14 protein-coding genes and 5 pseudogenes are annotated in these 16,963 nt (G+C 67.8%); 12 read left to right on the top strand and 7 right to left on the bottom strand.

The features are described from left to right. Positions 1–36 precede the first annotated feature (36 nt). Both OHB41_RS46960 and OHB41_RS46955 read left to right on the top strand, forming a co-directional pair. Positions 37–780 (top strand): response regulator transcription factor, encoded by a 744-nt coding sequence (locus OHB41_RS46960; protein ID WP_266708006.1) that lies wholly within the window; start codon positions 37–39, stop codon positions 778–780. A 29-nt stretch (positions 781–809) separates the two neighbouring features. After that, positions 810–1,748, top strand: a complete 939-nt coding sequence (locus tag OHB41_RS46955; RefSeq protein ID WP_266708004.1) for a histidine kinase dimerization/phospho-acceptor domain-containing protein — start codon at positions 810–812, stop codon at positions 1,746–1,748. A gap of 113 nt (positions 1,749–1,861) precedes the next feature. On the opposite strand, the gene OHB41_RS46950 is transcribed toward OHB41_RS46955, so the two are convergent. Further along, positions 1,862–3,280 carry an IS1182 family transposase gene (locus tag OHB41_RS46950; protein WP_526025027.1) on the bottom strand — a complete coding sequence of 473 codons (1,419 nt, stop codon included), beginning with the start codon at positions 3,278–3,280 and terminating at the stop codon, positions 1,862–1,864. 188 nt (positions 3,281–3,468) lie between these two features. Here OHB41_RS46950 and OHB41_RS46945 point away from each other — a divergent pair, with 188 nt between their 5' ends. Continuing rightward, entirely contained in the window at positions 3,469–4,053 is a 585-nt protein-coding gene (locus tag OHB41_RS46945) for a sensor histidine kinase (RefSeq protein WP_323138586.1), read from the top strand. Here OHB41_RS46945 and OHB41_RS46940 read toward each other — a convergent pair. The 3 pseudogenes from OHB41_RS46940 to OHB41_RS46930 form a co-directional block, all read right to left on the bottom strand. After that, positions 4,003–4,248 (bottom strand): annotated as a pseudogene (locus OHB41_RS46940) (helix-turn-helix domain-containing protein); the annotation flags it as partial. The gene OHB41_RS46945 and the pseudogene OHB41_RS46940 sit on opposite strands and share 51 nt — an antisense overlap. A 14-nt stretch (positions 4,249–4,262) precedes the next feature. Beyond that, positions 4,263–4,676 (bottom strand): annotated as a pseudogene (locus OHB41_RS46935) (transposase); the annotation flags it as partial. 268 nt (positions 4,677–4,944) lie between these two features. Next, positions 4,945–5,547: pseudogene (locus OHB41_RS46930) on the bottom strand (histidine kinase dimerization/phospho-acceptor domain-containing protein); the annotation flags it as partial. Positions 5,548–5,583: 36 nt separating this feature from the next. Here OHB41_RS46930 and OHB41_RS46925 point away from each other — a divergent pair. After that, entirely contained in the window at positions 5,584–5,733 is a 150-nt protein-coding gene (locus OHB41_RS46925; RefSeq protein WP_266708002.1) for a hypothetical protein, read from the top strand. A gap of 272 nt (positions 5,734–6,005) precedes the next feature. On the opposite strand, the gene OHB41_RS46920 is transcribed toward OHB41_RS46925, so the two are convergent. Together OHB41_RS46920 and OHB41_RS46915 are read right to left on the bottom strand one after the other, a co-directional pair. Continuing rightward, the gene (locus tag OHB41_RS46920) at positions 6,006–7,031 is read right to left on the bottom strand and encodes a zinc-binding alcohol dehydrogenase family protein (RefSeq protein ID WP_266708000.1); all 1,026 of its coding nucleotides are present in this window, start codon (positions 7,029–7,031) and stop codon (positions 6,006–6,008) included. 70 nt (positions 7,032–7,101) lie between these two features. Then, on the bottom strand, positions 7,102–7,782 hold the full coding sequence (locus tag OHB41_RS46915; protein ID WP_266707998.1) for a glycine betaine ABC transporter substrate-binding protein: 681 nt from the start codon (positions 7,780–7,782) through the stop codon (positions 7,102–7,104). A 162-nt stretch (positions 7,783–7,944) separates the two neighbouring features. Between OHB41_RS46915 and OHB41_RS52180 the strand changes: the two are divergent. The 5 genes and pseudogenes from OHB41_RS52180 to OHB41_RS46890 all read left to right on the top strand — a co-directional run. Next, positions 7,945–8,016 (top strand): annotated as a pseudogene (locus OHB41_RS52180) (hypothetical protein); the annotation flags it as partial. Positions 8,017–8,438: 422 nt separating this feature from the next. Then, positions 8,439–8,717, top strand: a complete 279-nt coding sequence (locus OHB41_RS46905) for a LysR family transcriptional regulator substrate-binding protein (RefSeq protein WP_266707996.1) — start codon at positions 8,439–8,441, stop codon at positions 8,715–8,717. Beyond that, positions 8,702–8,866: a hypothetical protein gene (locus OHB41_RS46900; RefSeq protein WP_266707994.1), complete on the top strand. Its 165-nt coding sequence runs from the start codon at positions 8,702–8,704 to the stop codon at positions 8,864–8,866. Before OHB41_RS46905 ends, OHB41_RS46900 begins: the two co-directional genes overlap by 16 nt. Positions 8,867–9,149: 283 nt before the next feature. Next, the gene (locus tag OHB41_RS46895) at positions 9,150–10,340 is read left to right on the top strand and encodes an IS4 family transposase (protein ID WP_323138583.1); all 1,191 of its coding nucleotides are present in this window, start codon (positions 9,150–9,152) and stop codon (positions 10,338–10,340) included. A 276-nt stretch (positions 10,341–10,616) separates the two neighbouring features. Further along, positions 10,617–11,383 (top strand): annotated as a pseudogene (locus tag OHB41_RS46890) (transposase). Between the two features lie 68 nt (positions 11,384–11,451). Here the strand turns inward: OHB41_RS46890 and OHB41_RS46885 are convergent. Beyond that, a complete protein-coding gene (locus tag OHB41_RS46885; protein ID WP_266707990.1) occupies positions 11,452–11,883 on the bottom strand; it encodes a VOC family protein in 432 nt (143 codons plus the stop codon). A 576-nt stretch (positions 11,884–12,459) separates the two neighbouring features. Here OHB41_RS46885 and OHB41_RS46880 point away from each other — a divergent pair. From OHB41_RS46880 to OHB41_RS46870, 3 genes are all read left to right on the top strand, one after another. Beyond that, entirely contained in the window at positions 12,460–13,179 is a 720-nt protein-coding gene (locus OHB41_RS46880; protein WP_266707988.1) for an L-dopachrome tautomerase-related protein, read from the top strand. 197 nt (positions 13,180–13,376) lie between these two features. Then, on the top strand, positions 13,377–13,505 hold the full coding sequence (locus OHB41_RS46875; protein WP_266707986.1) for a hypothetical protein: 129 nt from the start codon (positions 13,377–13,379) through the stop codon (positions 13,503–13,505). A 757-nt stretch (positions 13,506–14,262) separates the two neighbouring features. Continuing rightward, on the top strand, positions 14,263–16,749 hold the full coding sequence (locus tag OHB41_RS46870) for a SpoIIE family protein phosphatase (RefSeq protein WP_266707984.1): 2,487 nt from the start codon (positions 14,263–14,265) through the stop codon (positions 16,747–16,749). Positions 16,750–16,963 lie beyond the last annotated feature (214 nt).

Raw genomic sequence — 16,963 nt, 5'->3', positions numbered from 1 at the left:
AGCGCCGCCAGACAGCAGAACGGATCAGCAGAGGTCATGACCGACAGGCCCCCAGCAGCGAGGCCGGGACATCGGCTCCTCGTGGTCGAGGACGAGCTCAGCATCCGTACCCTGCTGGAGGCGACGCTTCGGCTGACCGGATACGAGGTGAGCAGCGCCGACACCGGACAGTCGGCCCTCCTCGAGGTCGAACGCCTGGAACCGCACCTGGTGCTGCTCGATGTGATGCTGCCCGACCTGGACGGCTTCGAGGTGACCCGCAGGCTGCGGGCGGCGGGGAACGACTGTCCGATCCTGTTCCTCACCGCCCGCACCGGCACCCACGACCGCGTCAACGGTCTGCGCGCGGGCGGAGACGACTACGTCTCCAAACCGTTCAACATCGAGGAGGTCCTGCTGCGCATCGAAGCCATCCTGCGCCGAACGGCTCCGGCCATCACGGCGGGGGTGATGCCGAGCGTCCTGAGCTACGCCGACCTGGAACTCGACGAGGGCGCCCACGAGGTGCACCGCTCGGGGGAGTACATCGCGCTGTCACCCACCGAGTTCAAGCTCCTGGCCTACCTTCTGGCGAACGCCGGACAGGTAGTGAGCAAGATCCAGATCCTCGACCATGTCTGGAGCTACGACTTCGCGGGAGACGTCCGGATCATCGAGACGTACGTCCGCTACCTGCGCAAGAAGATCGACCGTTTCGATCCGCCGCTCATCCAGACAGTGCGCGGGGTCGGCTACAGCCTCCGACTCTCCCGCGACCACGGAGGGACGCCGGAGCAGTGATCCGCTTCCTGCCCCGGCCGTCCGGATCAATGAGACGACGCCTCGTCCTCGGCGTCACCGTCCTCGCCACCGCAGCCGTCCTGGCCTCTCAGGCCCTCGGCTACGTGGTGATGCGCTCCTGGCTGCTCGACCGCGTCGACGAGCAACTCGTCGAGTTCCACCCGCCGGCGCCGGCCTTCTACGACGCTCTCGACGGGACCCTGCCGAGGCCGGGGGAACAACCGGACATACTGCCCTCGGACTTCCTCGTCTACTTCTACGACGCCTCCGGGCGCCTCCTGAACGGCTCGCTGGGCTCCGAAACGAAGCCAGGGCCCCGGTTGACCGACGACGCGCAGGACCTCGATCTGCGGGACGGGCATCCGGAAACCCTGCCTGCCACCAGCGGTGACGGCCGCTGGCGAGTGATGCTCAACCCCGGCCCCGGGGGCATGAATGCGGTGGTCACCCTGCCGCTAGACACCGTCGATGGCGCCGCCTCGAAGATCCTGTGGCTGAACGCGGTCCTGCTCGCCGTCACGATCGTCTCCCTGGTCGCTCTGGGCGGGTGGGTGGTGCGGCTGAGCCTGTTGCCCCTGACCAGGATGGAAGGCATCGCCCAGGACATCACCGCGGGCCGGCTCAACCTGCGGTTGCCCGACACCGATCCGCGCACCGAGATCGGACGCCTCGGCCGGGTTCTGAATTCCATGCTCGACCGCCTCCAGAAGGCGCTGCTGGCCCGTGAGGCGTCCGAGGCCCGGCTGCGTCGGTTCGTCGCCGACGCGGGGCACGAACTGCGCACCCCGCTCACCGTCATCCAGGGCTACGCCCAACTCGCACTGCGTCCGGAGCGACGCCCGGCGCAGGAACTGCGGGAGGCCAACCGGTTCATCGCGCAGAACGCGCATCGCATGAGCCTACTCGTCGACGACCTCCAGCTGCTAGGAGCGTGTCTCGGTAACGAGCAAGGGGCTCGCTGGCCGTGATCGATGGGATCGGTCGCGGCCGTTTCGTGTGCACCTGTGAGGCCGTGGTTGGGTCCTTCCCGGCTGTTGTTCGGCTGGTAGGGCCTGTGGCGTGGGCCGGGGGGCCTGGCTGGTCAGCCGGCCTGGGCGGCGAGCCCGGAGTGTCGGAAGATCTTGCGGAGGTTGTGGCAGGCGGCGAGCAGTCGCCACTCACCGCGGGCGCCGTCCTCGCCACGCAGGAGGAGCTGGCGGCCGTTCTGGCAGGTCATGACCTGTCCGAAGACAGGTTCGACGATGGCTTTGCGGCGGCTGTATGCCTTCCGGCCGGGTTTGGTCCGCAGTTTGCGGGCCATGCGCTCCTTCAGCGTGGCGTCCTTGGGGATGCGTCCGCGTGGAGCGGGCGGGACCTGCTCGTCGTGGGCGAGTCGGCCGGTGGCCATGAAGGTGTCGGTGCCGCAGGCCAGTTGGCGCTCGTTCGCGGCTTCGAGGTTGGTCTCGGAGCAGTACCCGGCGTCGACCAGGGCCTGCTTGGGGTGGATGCCGGTGTTGTGGGCGGACTGGTCGAGCATCGTGGTGTAGTTCAGTGCGTCGGAGGGGTTGGTCGTCACGTCGGCGGCGGTGATGACCTGGTGTTCTTCGTCGACGACGGCCTGGGCGTTGTAGGCCTGGATGTAGGCGCCGTCGCTGTTCTTCATGATCCGCGAGTCGGGGTCGGTGAAGTTGGCCTGGGCTTTGGGCTTGGGACGGGCCTTGGCGGCGGCCGCTTCCCCGGCGTCGGTGACGGCCTGCTCGTCGCTGCTGGCGGCACGTTCCTGACGGCGGCGTTCCTTGTCCTCGGCGTGGGCGCGGGCCTTGGCGGCGGCCTCGGCCTCGATCTGCGCGCGGGCGGCCTGCAGCTTCGCCAGGCGTTTCTCACGCCGGTCCAGCTCGGCGGGCAGGTCCGCCTCCTTGCCGTCCACGCCGAAGGTGTCGTCCTCGGCTTCGTCGGCGGCCTCGGCGTCGGTCAGCAGGGCGTGGGCCTTCGCTTCCAGAGCGGCGATCTCGGCCTCTATCCGCTCTTCCTTGTCGACCAGGCGGCCGTAGCTCATCGCCTTGTGTTTGGAGGCGCTGGCCTCCAGTTTCGTGCCGTCCAGCGCGACGCGTCCCATCTTGACCATGCCGAGTGTCTGTGCGAGGTGCAGGGACTGGGTGAACAGACCGGCCAGCGCGTCGAGGTGGCGGCGGCGGAAGCGGGCGATCGAGCGGAAGTCCGGTTCCTGGCCGGCGGCCAGGAACCGGAACGCGACATCGTCGGCCAGGCGGCGCTCGATCGCCCGGGAGGAGCGGACGCCGGTGGTGTAGCCGTAGATCAGCAGTCGTACCATCAGCCGCGGATCGTAGGGCGGGTAGCCGCGCTTTTCGGTGTAGTCCGCCAGGACCGGTCCGAGGTCGAGCACCTCATCGACCAGGTCGGCGACGAACCGGGCCAGGTGGCCCTCGGGCAGCCAGTCGTCCAGCGACGGCGGCAGCAGCAGGACCTGATGCGGATCGAAGGGCCGAAACGTCTTGTCCACCGCCGCCAGCTGACCCTGCGGCCGCTTCTTCCCGACCGGCTCGACCTCGAACAGCCCCTCGCCACCACGCATACCGTGATCATCCCGTATGAATAATCACGAACCGCAGGCGGGTTGCCGGTTACTGAGACACGCTCCTAGCCACCCTGGACAAGGAACCCTCGTACCGGAGGGAACAGGTCGATCTGTTGTCCCTGGCGGCGGACGCCGTCACCGCGACCGCCGCCCACGGGGCGTCCCACCCCGTCGACCTCGGCCCGCTGCACACCCCGGCTGATCCCACCGGAGCCGAGCAACTCGACGTCGCGGAGACCGTCGGCGATCCGCACCGGTTGCGGCAGATTCTCGAGAACCTGCTCTCCAACGCCCGCATCCACACCCCAACGGGCACCCGCGTCCATGTCCGCGTCGGCACGACCGAGGCGGGTCCCGGAGCCGGCGGCACGGACCGACCCGGACGCTTTACCGCTTCACCGGCCCTGCCGGAGTGCACGCCGATCAGCGTGATCGAGGTGGCGGACCAAGGGCCGGGCCTCGAACCGGTCGACGCAGAGCTCGTCTTCGAGCGCTTCTACCGCGCCGACCCGGCCCGCTCCCGCCTCCACGGCGGCAGCGGCCTGGGTCTCGCCATCGCCGCGACCATTGCCGAGGGTCACGGTGGCCGCCTCGAACTCGACACGACCCCCGGCCACGGTTGTACCTTCCGCCTGGTCCTCCCCGCAGCCGGCTCTGGTCAGGAGCCTTCTGACGTGTGTCTTCGCCGTCGACGGTGACAGCACCGGCCGTGCGGCGATCTTGTCGTTCGTGTGCCCTGCGGCCACGAACCGCATGACCTCGCGCTCCCGTTCGGTCAGACCGTCGAGCTGGGGATTCGGCCTCGGACCCTGTACCCGGCCTGCGAACTCGGCGATCAGCCGCCGTGGGACCGAAGGGCTGATCAGGGCATCGCCCCGCGCGGCGACCCGTACCTTCTGGAAACGGGGTAAACGCGGTCGAAGGGACGGCTCTGCCATTCGGCCATGCCCTCCATCACCTCGTCGGTGATGGTGGAGATGGTCTGCTTGGGAGCCTCGGCCTCGTGGACCTCCGCAAGGTGGGCGGCGATATCGCCGTGTGTGAGCCCCTTCGCGGACAGCGACAGCACCATCTCATCGACCCCGGTCAGCCGCCGCTGCCGCTTCTTCACGATCTGCGGTTCGAACGTGCCCCAGGTGTCTCGCGGCACCGCGACCTCGACTGGCCCGAGGTCGGTCGGCACGGTCTTGGTCCGGCCCCCGTTGCGGGAGTTGCCACTGCCCCGGCCGGCAGCATCGTGCTTCTCATAGTCGAGGTGATCGGCGATCTCACCTTCAAGACCACACTCCAAGACCCGCTTGGGCAGCTGCTGCACCTTGCCCGGTCAGCTACGGCCCCTCCGACCGGGCCCGCTCCACCAGCATCGCGACCAGTTGCTCGTCGGACACAGGCGAAGGAGACCCGGACTAGGCACTCTCGACAGGTTCATGGCCCCCAACTCCACGGCTTTGCCGGTCATTTGACGTCTCTCCCATGATCGTCGGATCCGCCGTCAGATTTACACTCCCGCGCGCGGGTCGCCTGGTGCCTTCCGGTTCTGAAGGGCTGCTGCGGTGAGCGCGTCATCTCTTGGCTGGGGTGGGGGGCCTCGGGTTTCCGTATGCGTGTGCGGGGGCGGCGCCGTCGCAGGTGAGGGTCAACGGTCGCTCAGTGAGGGGGTATTGCTCGGTCAGCCGGGAGGCGAGGGCCGTCAGGTCGACGGTGTCGAGGCTGGCTATGGGGGTGCGGGTGTCGAGGCGCGCGAGAAGCAGCAGGTCTTCGGCGAGGGCTTGGAGGCGGCGGGTTTGTCGTGCGGCGGTGGTGGCTGCGGCGGGCCAGTCGGTGCGTTGCGGGTAAGTGAGCGCGACTTCCAGGCTGGCCAGCAGTGTGGTGAGAGGGCTGCGCAGTTCGTGGGCGGCGTCCGCGACGAAGCGGTGTTGCTGCGCGGCGGCGTTGTCGAGGCGTTGGAGGGTGGTGTTGATGGTGGTGGCCAGGGCGGTGATCTCGTGTCCCGTGGCGGGGACGGTGACGCGTTCGCGGGGGTCGCTCGCGGTGACCGAGGCGGTGAGGATGCGTATGGCCTCGACTGGGCGCAGCGCGATTCGGATGGCGAAGTAGGCGACTGCGGCGGTCAGTACGAGGGTGACGAGCCCGGCCCGCAGCAGCAGGCGGTCCGTGGTCTTGGTGATTGCTTCGGCTGTGTCCGGGAGCACCCGCTGTTCACCTACGAGTTCCAGCGCAGGCTGCCCGTGGGCGGACCGCTGGCCGTCACCGCGCATCCCGGCGGCGCCGACACCACGGGCTCCAAGGACGCGATGACACATGCGTCCGCTCTGACCCGTACGGCGTTCGCGGCCGTCCGGCCGCTCCTCCTCCAGACCCGGCGATGGGGGCGCTGACCGTCCTCCGTGCCGCGACGGACGCGGGCGTCCGGGGTGGGGAGTTCTACGGCCCGCGCGGATTCCAGCAGAGCAGGGGCTACCCGAAGGCCTTCCGGTCGAGCGGTCCGTCCTACGATGCGTGGCTCCAGCGCCGGTTGTGGACGATTTCCGAGGAACTGACCGGGGTCTTTCCCCGCGCGGTGAATGGACGGAACCGTGCGCCCCCCCGGAACCGAGCTGAACTCGGCCCAGGGGGTGCGCCGTCACCGCGAGAGGAGCCGGCCGAGGGTTCAGAAGCCGGTGAGCGTGATCTTCCCGATGGCGGAGCCGGACTCGAGGATGCCGTGTGCCTCGCGGAGGTTGGCCGCGTTGACCGGCCCCAGATCCTTGGTGGCCGTGGTCCTCAGGATGCCGGCGTCCACGAGGCGGGCGACCTGGGTCAGGATGTGGTGCTGCCTGTCCTGGTCCGGAGCCTGGAAGAGGGACCGGGTGAACATGAACTCCCAGTGGAACGCGATGGACTTCGGCTTGAGCAGACCGAGGGGCAGGCTCTCGTGGTCGTCGATGGCGACGATCCGGCCGAACGGAAGCAGGGCCTCGGCGTAGTCGGGCAGGTTGCGGTCGGTGTTGGTGGTGCTGAACACATGGGTCACCCCCTCCGGGGCCACCTCGGCCAGCTGAGGCGCCAGCGGTTTGTGATGGTTCACGACGTGCTGGACACCCATGCGGGTGGCGAAGTCGACCGTCTCCGGGCGCGAGGCTGTGCCGATCACCGTCAGACTGGTCAGTGCGCGGGCGAGCTGGGCGACCATCGCTCCGACACCACCGGCCGCCGCGGTGATCAGCAGGGCACCCTGCTGATTCATGCCGCCGTTCTCCAGACCCAGCCGCTCGAACAGGCCTTCCCAGGCGGTCAGCGAGGTCAGCGGCAGCGCGGCGGACTCGGTGAAGGACAGGGTGCTCGGCTTGAGCGCCGCGATGCGCTCGTCGACCGTGTGGTACTCGGAGTTGGCCCCGGGCCGGTCGATGGCACCCGCGTAGTAGACGTCGTCGCCGACCTTGAACCGCCGCACCTTCTCGCCGACGGCGACGACGCTGCCCGCCGCGTCCCACCCGAGGACCTTCGGCTCTCCGGCCGGATCGGTGGTCTGGCGGACCTTGTAGTCGACGGGGTTGACGGCGACGGCCTCCACCTTGACCAGCAGGTCGTGCGGTCCGGGCTCGGGAACGGGCAGTTCCAGGTCGATCAGGCTCTCCTGGTCACTGACCGGCAGGCTCCTGCGGTAGCCGACAGCGCGCATGGACGTTGCGTTCATAGGGTGATTCCTTTTCGGTGCGGTCGGTGGCGATGGGCGACGGGCTCGCGCTGGAGTGGCGTGGCCCGGGTCAAGGAAGGAGTCCGGAGTGGTGGTCGGCGAGGTAGCGGTCGGCGGCCTGCAGCGGGCTCAGCCCGCCGACGTTGATGAGCGTGTCGATCTCCTCGACACCGTCGTTGCCCAGACGGAGAGCGTCCAATTGGGAGACCGCTTCGGGGCGGATGCGTTCCAGTGCCTCCAGGCCGATGACCGGGCAGGCGTCGTCCACGGTGCCCAGCAGCCCCTTGGGCTCTTCGAGTCGGTGCAGACGGTGGTGCCGGTTGAGGTACTGCGGTCGCCACAGCGGGATCACGAACCATTCGCGGGCGGCGACGCCGCGGTCCACACGGGCGGTGAAGCCTTCCTCATCCCCGGGCGCGGAGGTGTATCCGGCCCGGTCGAGACCGTAGGCGCCCACCATCGTGGCGGAGAAACGGCTGATACCCGCGCCCGGATTGATGCCGTCGACGGCCTTCGTCATGCGCTCGGCAATCCCGGGCCGGGCGAGATCGGACACCTCCCCGACCTCGTCGACGGGAACGTACGGCGGCACCGCCCACAGGCGGTACGGCTGAGAGTGAGGCCTCAGCACCCGGACCCGGTCCCGGTACCCGGACAGATACAGAACCCGGCGAGTAACGCCGGCGGCGGCGCGGTGAAAGGACAGAGTGATATTCCCTACGATGATCGGATCGGAAGCACCGACGGACATGACGCCTCCCTGAAAAATAGCAGTGCCGATTTCGCTTCAGCGGCTACGACCGCGACGCGACCGCAAACCCGATCCCGTCGGATCGGTGTACGGGAACCACCCTCTCCCAGTGCCAACCATAAGTCCAAGAAACATTTGGCCTGGTTTCTATATGTTGATTTCATGGCAACGCTGAGACAGCTGGAATATATAGTGACCATCGTGGACGAGGGGTCGTTCGCGCGGGCCGCCGAAAGCCTCAATGTCACCCAGTCCAGGCTCTCGCATCAGGTCCAGGCGCTGGAACGGCTGCCCGGCGGCGTCCGCCTCACTCCGGCTGGACGGTCGATGCTGCCGCACGCCCGTGCCGCTCTGACAGAAGCGGCGCGCGCGACGACCTCCGCCCGGCGCGCCACCGGGGTTTCCGCCGGCGAGCTGCATCTGGCGGCGCTCTACTCGATCAGTTCCGGCGTGCTGCCCAGGGTCCTGCGCCTGTGGCGGCAGCAGCACCCGGAGTTGCGCATCCGGTTGTTCGAGCACCGCACGTGGGACGAACTGGCCCAGGTCATGGACGCCGTCCAACCGGACGTCGTGGGGCCCCTGCCTCAGGATGGGGAGGGCACTGCCCGCCACACCGAGCCGAAGAGTGCCTGGTCGTCACGCATGTCGACCACCCCGTGGCCGCCGTCGCCGAGGGGTCGGGCGTCCGGCTCGCCGATCTCGCGGAACGGGACCGGGTCCGCTTCACCCCCGACAGTGGGCTCTCCGAAATCCTCGACAACCCCTGCGCTGCGGCCTGGCTCCAGCCCCGCATCGCGGTGCGCACCGAACAGGCCCCCTCCGCCATCGAATACGCCGGGGCAGGTCTCGGGCCCACGCTCGTACCCGCCAGCACCATCCCACCGCACTTCGCGGCACGGTCCTGCGCCCCGATCCGCCCGTGCGCCGACAACTGACCGGATACACCCACACCAGCCCGGACCCGGTCACCAGGTCCTTCCTCGACATCCTCAGCACCCAGACCCCCCTGATGCCCGCGCAGGTGGCAGAGCGCCTGCGCGACACGGACCGCACCACGCGCGCGGTACCGAATAGGCACGAGTGAACCTTTTGCGCCGGATGCGACTGCGCGTTATCATCCGATTCCGTGAATTCCGGAGAGTGCCGGAACAGACGCCGAGTGTGTTTGCATGCCCGTCTCCGCCGGCCGGAACGAAAATATTCCCGGTTGCGATCCCCGTTCATCGGCCATAGGTTCGTATGGGTCTCATGGCCGTTCTCGTGACCGCAAATGAAAAGGCGGATCAATTGCCCGGAAATTCTCGTCCCTAAGGGCAATGCCGTTGCTTTTGGCGTGGGCGTAGGCTAGTTGGCAGTGGGTCCCGGGGGTGGTTGGGGTGGCGTCGAGTGCGTCGGACTTATCGGGTCTTGGTCTGCTGACGTGGGTGTATCCGCCGGGGTTGGTGGACCGGGTGGTAGCCGCGTGTGGGCGTTCAGAGCAGCGTAGACGGCTGCTTCCTGCGCGGTTGGTGGTGTATTTCGTTCTGGGGCTGGCGTTGTTTTCGCCGGCTCCTTATCTCGAGGTCATGCGGCATCTGGTCGCGGGTCTGCGGGGGCTGGGACTGCTGGGCGACTGGCATGTTCCGGCGAAGTCTTCGCTGTTCAGAGCTCGGCAGCGACTGGGCTTCGAACCGCTGCAGGTGCTGTTCGCGGCGAGTCCGAAGCCGATGGCCGATGAGTCGACGCCTGGCGCGTTCTGGCGGGGCCTGCGGGTTGTGGCCGTCGACGGGACCTGCTGGGACGTCGCGGACACGGAGGCCAACCAGGCCGCGTTCGGCCGTCCTGGCAGCGGCCGCGGCGCGAAGCGCAGTGCGTTTGTCCAGGTGCGGATGGCGGCGTTGGTGGAGGTGGGCAGTCATGCGGTGCTGGATGCGGAACTCGCCGGCTGCCGGACTGGTGAAGTCACCCTCGTCGGCCGTCTACCCCGGTCCTGCAGTGCGGGCCAGCTGGTCCTGGCCGACCGCGAGTTTCTTGGCGTCCCGCTGTGGCGGGCCTTCACCGACAGTGGCGCCGACCTGCTCTGGCGGGTGCCGGCCAACCGCGTCCTGCCCGTGAACAAGCTATTGCGTGATGGATCATGGCTCTCCAGCATTCACGCCGGCACCGACCCTGCGAAACGAGATCCGGTGCAGGTCCGCGTCCTGGCCTACCAGCTCAAAGGCATCGGCAAGGACGCGGCGGCAAACAACAACTTTCGCCTGGTCACCACGCTGTTGGATGCCCGCCGCTATCCAGCCCGGCAGCTGGCCGCTCTCTATCGCGAGCGGTGGGAGATCGAGTCCGTCTTCGCCGAGATCAAGACCTTCCAACGCGGTGCGAAAGTGGTCCTCAGCAGCAGAACGCCTGACGGTGTCCTCCAACAGATCTGGGCTCATCTCCTGGTCCACCATGCGCTGCGGGAACTGATGCTGAGAACCGCAGCCACCCGCCAACTCGACCCGGACCGCATCTCTTTCACCGAAACTCTGCGTTCCGCCCGGCGTAGTGTGACCGTCACCCCGGGCGGTTTTTCCCCCTGAGCTCCTGGTCCGAGCATTGCAAGTACTCCAAGAAGACCTGCTGGAAAGACTCCTGCCCGCCAGACGGCTTCGCAGCCAGCCCCGCGTCATCAAGCGCAAGATGTCCAACTACTGGCTCAAGCGGCCTGAACATCAAACCTGGCCCCAACCCACCCGCGCCGGCACCCAAGCCATCCGCATCAAACGACCTCCACCACCCGACCCAGACCCGTAAAGCAACGGCATTGTCCCTAAGGGTTGTCCCGTAAGTGACCTCGCCCCGCAATGATCTTGATCGTGTCAGGTGTGATCACGGCGTCGGAACCGTCCTGGATAGCCCCGTTTACCGGGCTGAGCCCGCGCGTCTTCGGCAAGTTGGTGACCGCGCTTCGCCGCGAGGGCGCCAGCTCCCCGGGCCAGGGGCGGCCGTGGGGTCTGCCGCTGGAGGACCGGGTGCTGTTGGCAGTCGCTTACTGGCGCACGAACCTGACGATGCGCCAACTTGCCCCATTGTTTGGCATCTCGAAGTCGGCGGCCGACCGCATCATCGACCAGCTCGGCCCGCTCATCGCATTCCAGCCTCGGCGCCGGTTCGCCAAGGACACCGTGCTGGTAGTCGACGGCTCCCTGGTGCCTACCCGGGACCACAGCATCGCTGAACAGTCAAAGAACTACCGGTACTCCACCAACCACCAGGTCGTCATTGACGCGGATACCCGCCTGGTCGTTGTGGTCGGTGAGCCTTTGCCCGGCAATCGCAACGACTGCCGGGCATTGGAGGACTCTGGCGCGAAGGCCGCCGTGGGCAGGACCCTCACGAAGGCCGGCGGCAGCTACCCGGGCACCGGCCTCCTCATGCCCATCGCCGCACCCCGGGCGAAGAGTTGCCGGGCTGGAAGCGCGAGCACAATCGCTCGCACGAACAGGTCCGGGCCCGCGTCGAGCACGTCTTCGCCCGCATGAAGACCTGGAAGATCCTCCGCGACTGCCGTCTCAAGGGCCAAGGGGTCCGACACGCCATGCTCGGCATCGCCCGACTGCACAACCTCGCTCTCACGGGATAGCTTCTGCCGCATACGAGACCTGAGAGGTCCCCGGGAGACGGCTCCCCTCTCGCAGTCTCGGAGGAGAATCAGGCGAGACAGAACTCGTTGCCCTCGATGTCCTGCATCGTGATGCAGGACTCGTTGACGCCATCGGCGCGCTGCGTCAGCACGTGTTTCGCGCCGAGCGCCATCAGCCGTGCGCATTCGGCCTCGAGTGTGGCCAGGCGCTCGTCACCCACGAGCCCTGTGCCGACCCGCACATCAAGATGCACCCGGTTCTTGACGACCTTGCGTTCGGGAACTCGCTGGAAGAGCACGCGCGGACCCACACTCGAGGGATCAGCGCACGCGAAGTAGACCTCCTCCTCAGGCGGCAGCGAGTGGTGGTACTCCTCCCACGTGGCAAAGCCCTCCGGGACTGTCGGTACGACGTACCCCAGCACCTCGCACCAGAAGGCGGCGAGGCGCGCAGGTTCCGCGCAGTCGAAGGTCACTTGGAACTGCTTGATCGTTGACATCGGCGCACGATAACAGGAGCCCTGCTCATCTCCCCGGGCGGGTGGATCCACACGTTGCCGGGAGGACGGCCCCTGCCATCCGCTGCTGTGTCGTGCGGTCACAGGGGTGAACCGAGGTCGGCGCCTCTTCCAAAGGGTGGGACCCAGGATCCGATCTCAGCCGACCACTCTCGTGCCAAAGATCAGTTACGGGACAGCCCTTGGAATCTCGGAACAGGAGCAGGACGTGACTGGGAGAAAGATACCGAGCGGCGGCGTCGTCGCCCTGGTGGCGGCCCTCTGTATCGGGGGCAGCGCTACCCAGACCTCCCTGGTGAGCTCGCCGTCCGATTCCAGGGAACCGGCCGGCGCACCCGCGCAGAACCAGCAACGCCTGCAGCCTGTCGCGAAATTCAATGGGGCAATGCCCACAGGAGTGAGCGTCTCACGCACCGGCCGGGTGTTCGTGAACTTCCCCCGCTGGGGCGACGAGGTGCAGTACTCGGTTGCCGAAGTGCGCAAGGGGAAAACCGTCCCCTACCCGAACCGCGAGATCAACACCGCCGACACACGCGACCCGCGCATCACTTCCTGGGGGTGCAGAGCGTCGTCGTCGACGCCGCCGACAGGCTGTGGGTCGTGGACACCGGGCGCATCCAGTTCGGCAACGCACCAGTGGGCGGGCCCAAACTCGTCGCCATAGACCTGCGCGCCAACAAGGTCATCCGGACCATCCTGCCGCCCCGTCAGGTCGCCGGCCCCCGCAGTTTCGTGAACGATGTGCGACTCGACCTCACCCGTGGCAAGGCGGGCACCGCCTACCTCACGGACGCCTCCCCGGACGGCCCCAACGGACTGATCGTCGTGGATCTGGCGTCGGGGACATCCTGGCGCCGGCTGAACAACGCGCCCTCGGTACGCCCGGGGCCCGACTTCGTTCCCATCAACGACGGGAAGCGGATGCTCAACCGGCCGGCACACGGTCCCACCAGCTCCATCAACATCGGGTCGGACGGCATCGCCCTGAGCCCGGACGGCAAGACCCTCTACTACTGCCCCCTGTCCAGCCGCACCTTGTATTCCGTGCCGACGAGCGGTCTGACCGACCGCCGGGTAGCGGATTCCAAGATCGCGAAGACCGTTCGCAATCTCGGCACGAAAGGGATGTCCGACGGGCTGGAGACGGACAGCGCGGGCCGCGTGTACGGAGGCGACATCGAGCACAACGCGCTCGTCTTTCGCCACACCGACGGGCGATTCCGCACCCTGGTCCACGACAACCGGCTGATCTGGCTGGACACCTTGTCGATCGGCTAAGACCGGAACCTGTACGTGATGGCCAATCAGCTGAACCGGCAGGCTGCATACAACGCCGGCGTCGACCTTCGGCGCAAGCCCTACGTGCTCTACCGGATCCCGGTCGACGGCGGCCCCGCCCGTCGGTAGAACTCGGGGTCAGCGCCGAGTGGCTGTGGAACTGGGTCAGGCAGGATCAGGCCGATCGGGGTCAAGGCGTGCCGGGCGAGCTGACGACGGCGGAGCGGGAGGAGCTGCGCCGATTGCCCAGGCTGGCCCGCGAGCAGGCCGAGACCATTGAGGTGCTGCGAAAGGCGGTCTTCTTCGCGAAGGAGAGCGATCGGTGAGCGCGGTGTATGCGTTCATCGAGGCGGAGAAGACCACCCACAACGTCGCCCTCCTGTGCCGGCTGCTGAACTTGGCCCGCTCCTCCTTCTTCTATGCCTGGCGGGCCGGGCAGTAGGCCCGCGCCGCGTGCGCCAGCTGCAGGCCTTCGCCGCGATCGACCAGGACCGCCTCAGTCTGCCGGCGAAGCCGGAGCCCCGCGTCGCAGGCTCGGAGCGCCACAGTCGGGAGCGGGATGGTGTCCCAGCTTCGTCGATCGCGATCTTGCTTTGTCCGGAATTGGTCTGGGAATTTTTCATAGAAATGGACCCATCCTTCAGCGTCACTGGATGCGTAGCCTTGCGCGCATGAGTACGAACGAAGCGCACGGAAGCCCGCAGCGCATTCCGAGCACAGGCGCCGTCTGGACTGCCGACTTCAGGCCATGAGCCGCCTGGCGGGCTGCCCTGGGGGCCTGGCTGCGGTCGCTGGCTGACGTGTGAGGTACGGGTGAGTGCAAGCGAGGGGCCACCGGACGGCCGTGTTGCCGCACATCGGTGTCAGCCGACGGCCGTTGGCCGCAGCCCAGGCACCGACATGGGTCCCGCCGGAGCACGCCTTACGGGCCGAGACCACCACCGCAGCCACCGCCGGCGGCCGGGTGAATGGGCTGTGGCATGCCCTGCCCGGAGCTCGATCATTCCTGCCCTGAACCTATCCATCCACCAGACAGCTGATCAGCTGGACCGCGTCGCCGGGGGGAGATAGAAGGGAAGAGCCATGGGCAGTTCCGCAGAGACAGCAGTCCCCGAGGTTCAGGCGACCATCGAGACAGTCTGTCCAGCGATAGCTCTCCTCGACACGCAGGGGACGGTGGTCGGATGGTCGCAGACCGCTCAGCGGCTCGTGGGCTACTCGGCTGCGGAGGCGGTGGGGCGGTCCGGCGGTGTCCTGTTGGCGGCTGCTGGCGACCGAGAAAAAGCTTCACAAGCCGCACAAGAGAGCACCCTCCGGGGCAACTGGTCCGACCTTGCGCAGGTACGCCACCGCGACGGTCACTGCGTCGATGTGCGCCTGTGCGTGTCATCGCTGTCCGGGCAGGACGGCCAGGGCTGGTGGGCGGTCTGCGCGACCGGCAAGGTTCTGCTTCCCGCGTGGCCGACCGAGGCCACAAGAGCGGAGCCGGTCCTCGCTACGCTGCCGCTGCAGAGCTGCCCGCCGATCGGTGTCGTCATACGGGACACGCACCTGCGCTGCATCCAGGTAAACGACACCCAGGGCTCAAAGGACGGCATCCCTGTCCCCAAGCGGCTGGGCCGCAGGCTGACGGAGGCAGCGCCCGGAACGGAGGCCGAAACGCTGGAGGCGGTGATGCACCAGGTGCTGGAGAGCGGCGACCCGACGATCAACGTGGACTATCAGGCCTTCCTGCCGGCGAAGGAGGGAAGCAGTCGCATATTGACAGCGTCCTACTTCCGCCTCGACGACGCGCAGGGGCGCGCGCTGGGCGTGTGCGTCGTGAGTGTGGACGCCACCGACAGCCGACGGGCGCAAGAACGTCTGGCAATCCTTGGCGCAGCCAGCAGGCGCATCGGCACCACTTTGGACGTCATGCAGACCGCGCAGGAACTGGCCGACCTCGCCGTGCCGTTCCTCGCGGACTACGCCACCGTCGACCTGGCGGAGTCAGTCCCACTCGGCGAGGAGCCCCTGGCCCATCTCGGCCCACAGGACGGGCGCATCCCCGTCTTCCGCCGTGCGGGCCTGGCCTCGATCCACCCGGGAACGCCGGAGTCCCAGTTCGCTCGCGGAGAGCCGGTCTTCGTCCCGCCCACTTCGCCCTTCACCGGCGTCCTTCGCTCCGGGAAATCCCATTTCCAGCCGATGCTGGACACATCCCCGAGCACATGGCTCGACCACCACGACCCGGCGCGGGCGAAGAAGATCCGCGAGCACGCCATGCACTCGTTGATGGTCGTCCCAATCCATGCCCGGGGCGCAGTGCTGGGCGTCGAGGTCTTCGTGCGGACCGAGGACCCCAGGCCGTTCGAGGAGGACGACCTGCTCCTGGCCGAGGAGCTCGTCAGCTGGGCAGCACTGGCCCTGGACAACGCCCGCCAATACGCGCGCGAACGCTCCGCGGCTCTCGCCCTGCAGCGCCTGCTGCACCCCCACCGCCCCACGGGCGGCTCCGCCGCTGATGTGGCCTGGCGCTACCTGCCGGCCGACAGCCACCACGGCATCGGGGGTGACTGGTTCGACGTGATCCCCCTCTCCGGCGCCCGCGTCGCCCTGGTCGTCGGCGACGTGGTCGGACACGGCATCAACGCGGCGGCGAAAATGGGCCAACTCCGCACCGCCATGCACACCCTCGCGGACACGGACATGCCTCCCGACGAAGTACTGTCCCGACTCGACGAGCAGGTCATCCGCTTCACCGAGGCGGAAGACCCCCGGAGCCCGGACACCACCATGATGGCCGCCACGTGCCTGTATGCCGTCTACGACCCGGTCACCCGCACCTGCACCATGGCACGGGCCGGCCATCCTCCGCCCGCAGTCATCGCCCCGCACGGCCGCGTCACCTACCCCGACCTGCCCGCCGGAGCACCGCTCGGTCTCGGACTGGTCCCCTTCGAATCCGTTACGTTGGAACTCGCCGAAGGAAGTGTGCTCGCCCTCTACACCGACGGTCTGATCGAGACCCGCCACCAGGACATCAGCGCCGGCATGAACCGCTTGCGCGCGGCCCTCGCACGGCCCGACCTCACGCTGGACGATCTGTGCGCTTCGACGGTCGACACACTGCGGGCCAAGCCGCCGAGCGACGATGCCACTCTGCTTCTCGCACGGACCCGCTCGCTGAGCACAGACCAGGTTGCCTCCTGGCAGTTCCCCAGCGTCCCCGCCGTCGTCAGCCGTGCCCGAACTCTCGCTGCCCGGCAGCTGACCCAGTGGGGACTGGAACACCTAGCCGAGTCCACAGAGCTGATCGTCAGCGAACTGTTCACCAACGCGCTCATCCACGGCAACGGCGAGTGCAACAGCGACCACACGATCGGCCTGCGCCTCATCCGGCACACGATGCTGACCTGCGAAGTCTCCGACGCCAGCCACAGCCACCCGCTTGTGCGACAGGCCCGCACCACCGACGAACACGGCCGCGGCCTCTTCCTCATCACTCAACTGTCCCGCCGATGGGGAACCCGCCACATCCCGGACGGCAAAATCATCTGGGCTGATCAGCAACTGCCGGCCAGTGCGTGAAGCCACTTCCCCGCCCATCTCCAGCGCTTGGAAGCCAGCGCCTACGCTCGGAGAAGACCGACACTCGTAACTAGACAGCAGACCCACGCCACGCCAGCGACAGCCCGGTATCGGGGGTGGAAAGTCCCATACGGCCCTCCCACCTTGTCGCCAAACCACAGCTACTGCGTCGGAGGTTTCGTGAAAGTCGGACCTCGTCCGCCCCAGAGATTGG

The organism is Streptomyces sp. NBC_01571 (assembly GCF_026339875.1).
Lineage (GTDB): Bacteria > Actinomycetota > Actinomycetes > Streptomycetales > Streptomycetaceae > Streptomyces.
The sequence above is the reverse complement of the archived record's forward strand: the minus strand, read 5'-3'. Positions and strand labels throughout refer to the sequence as shown.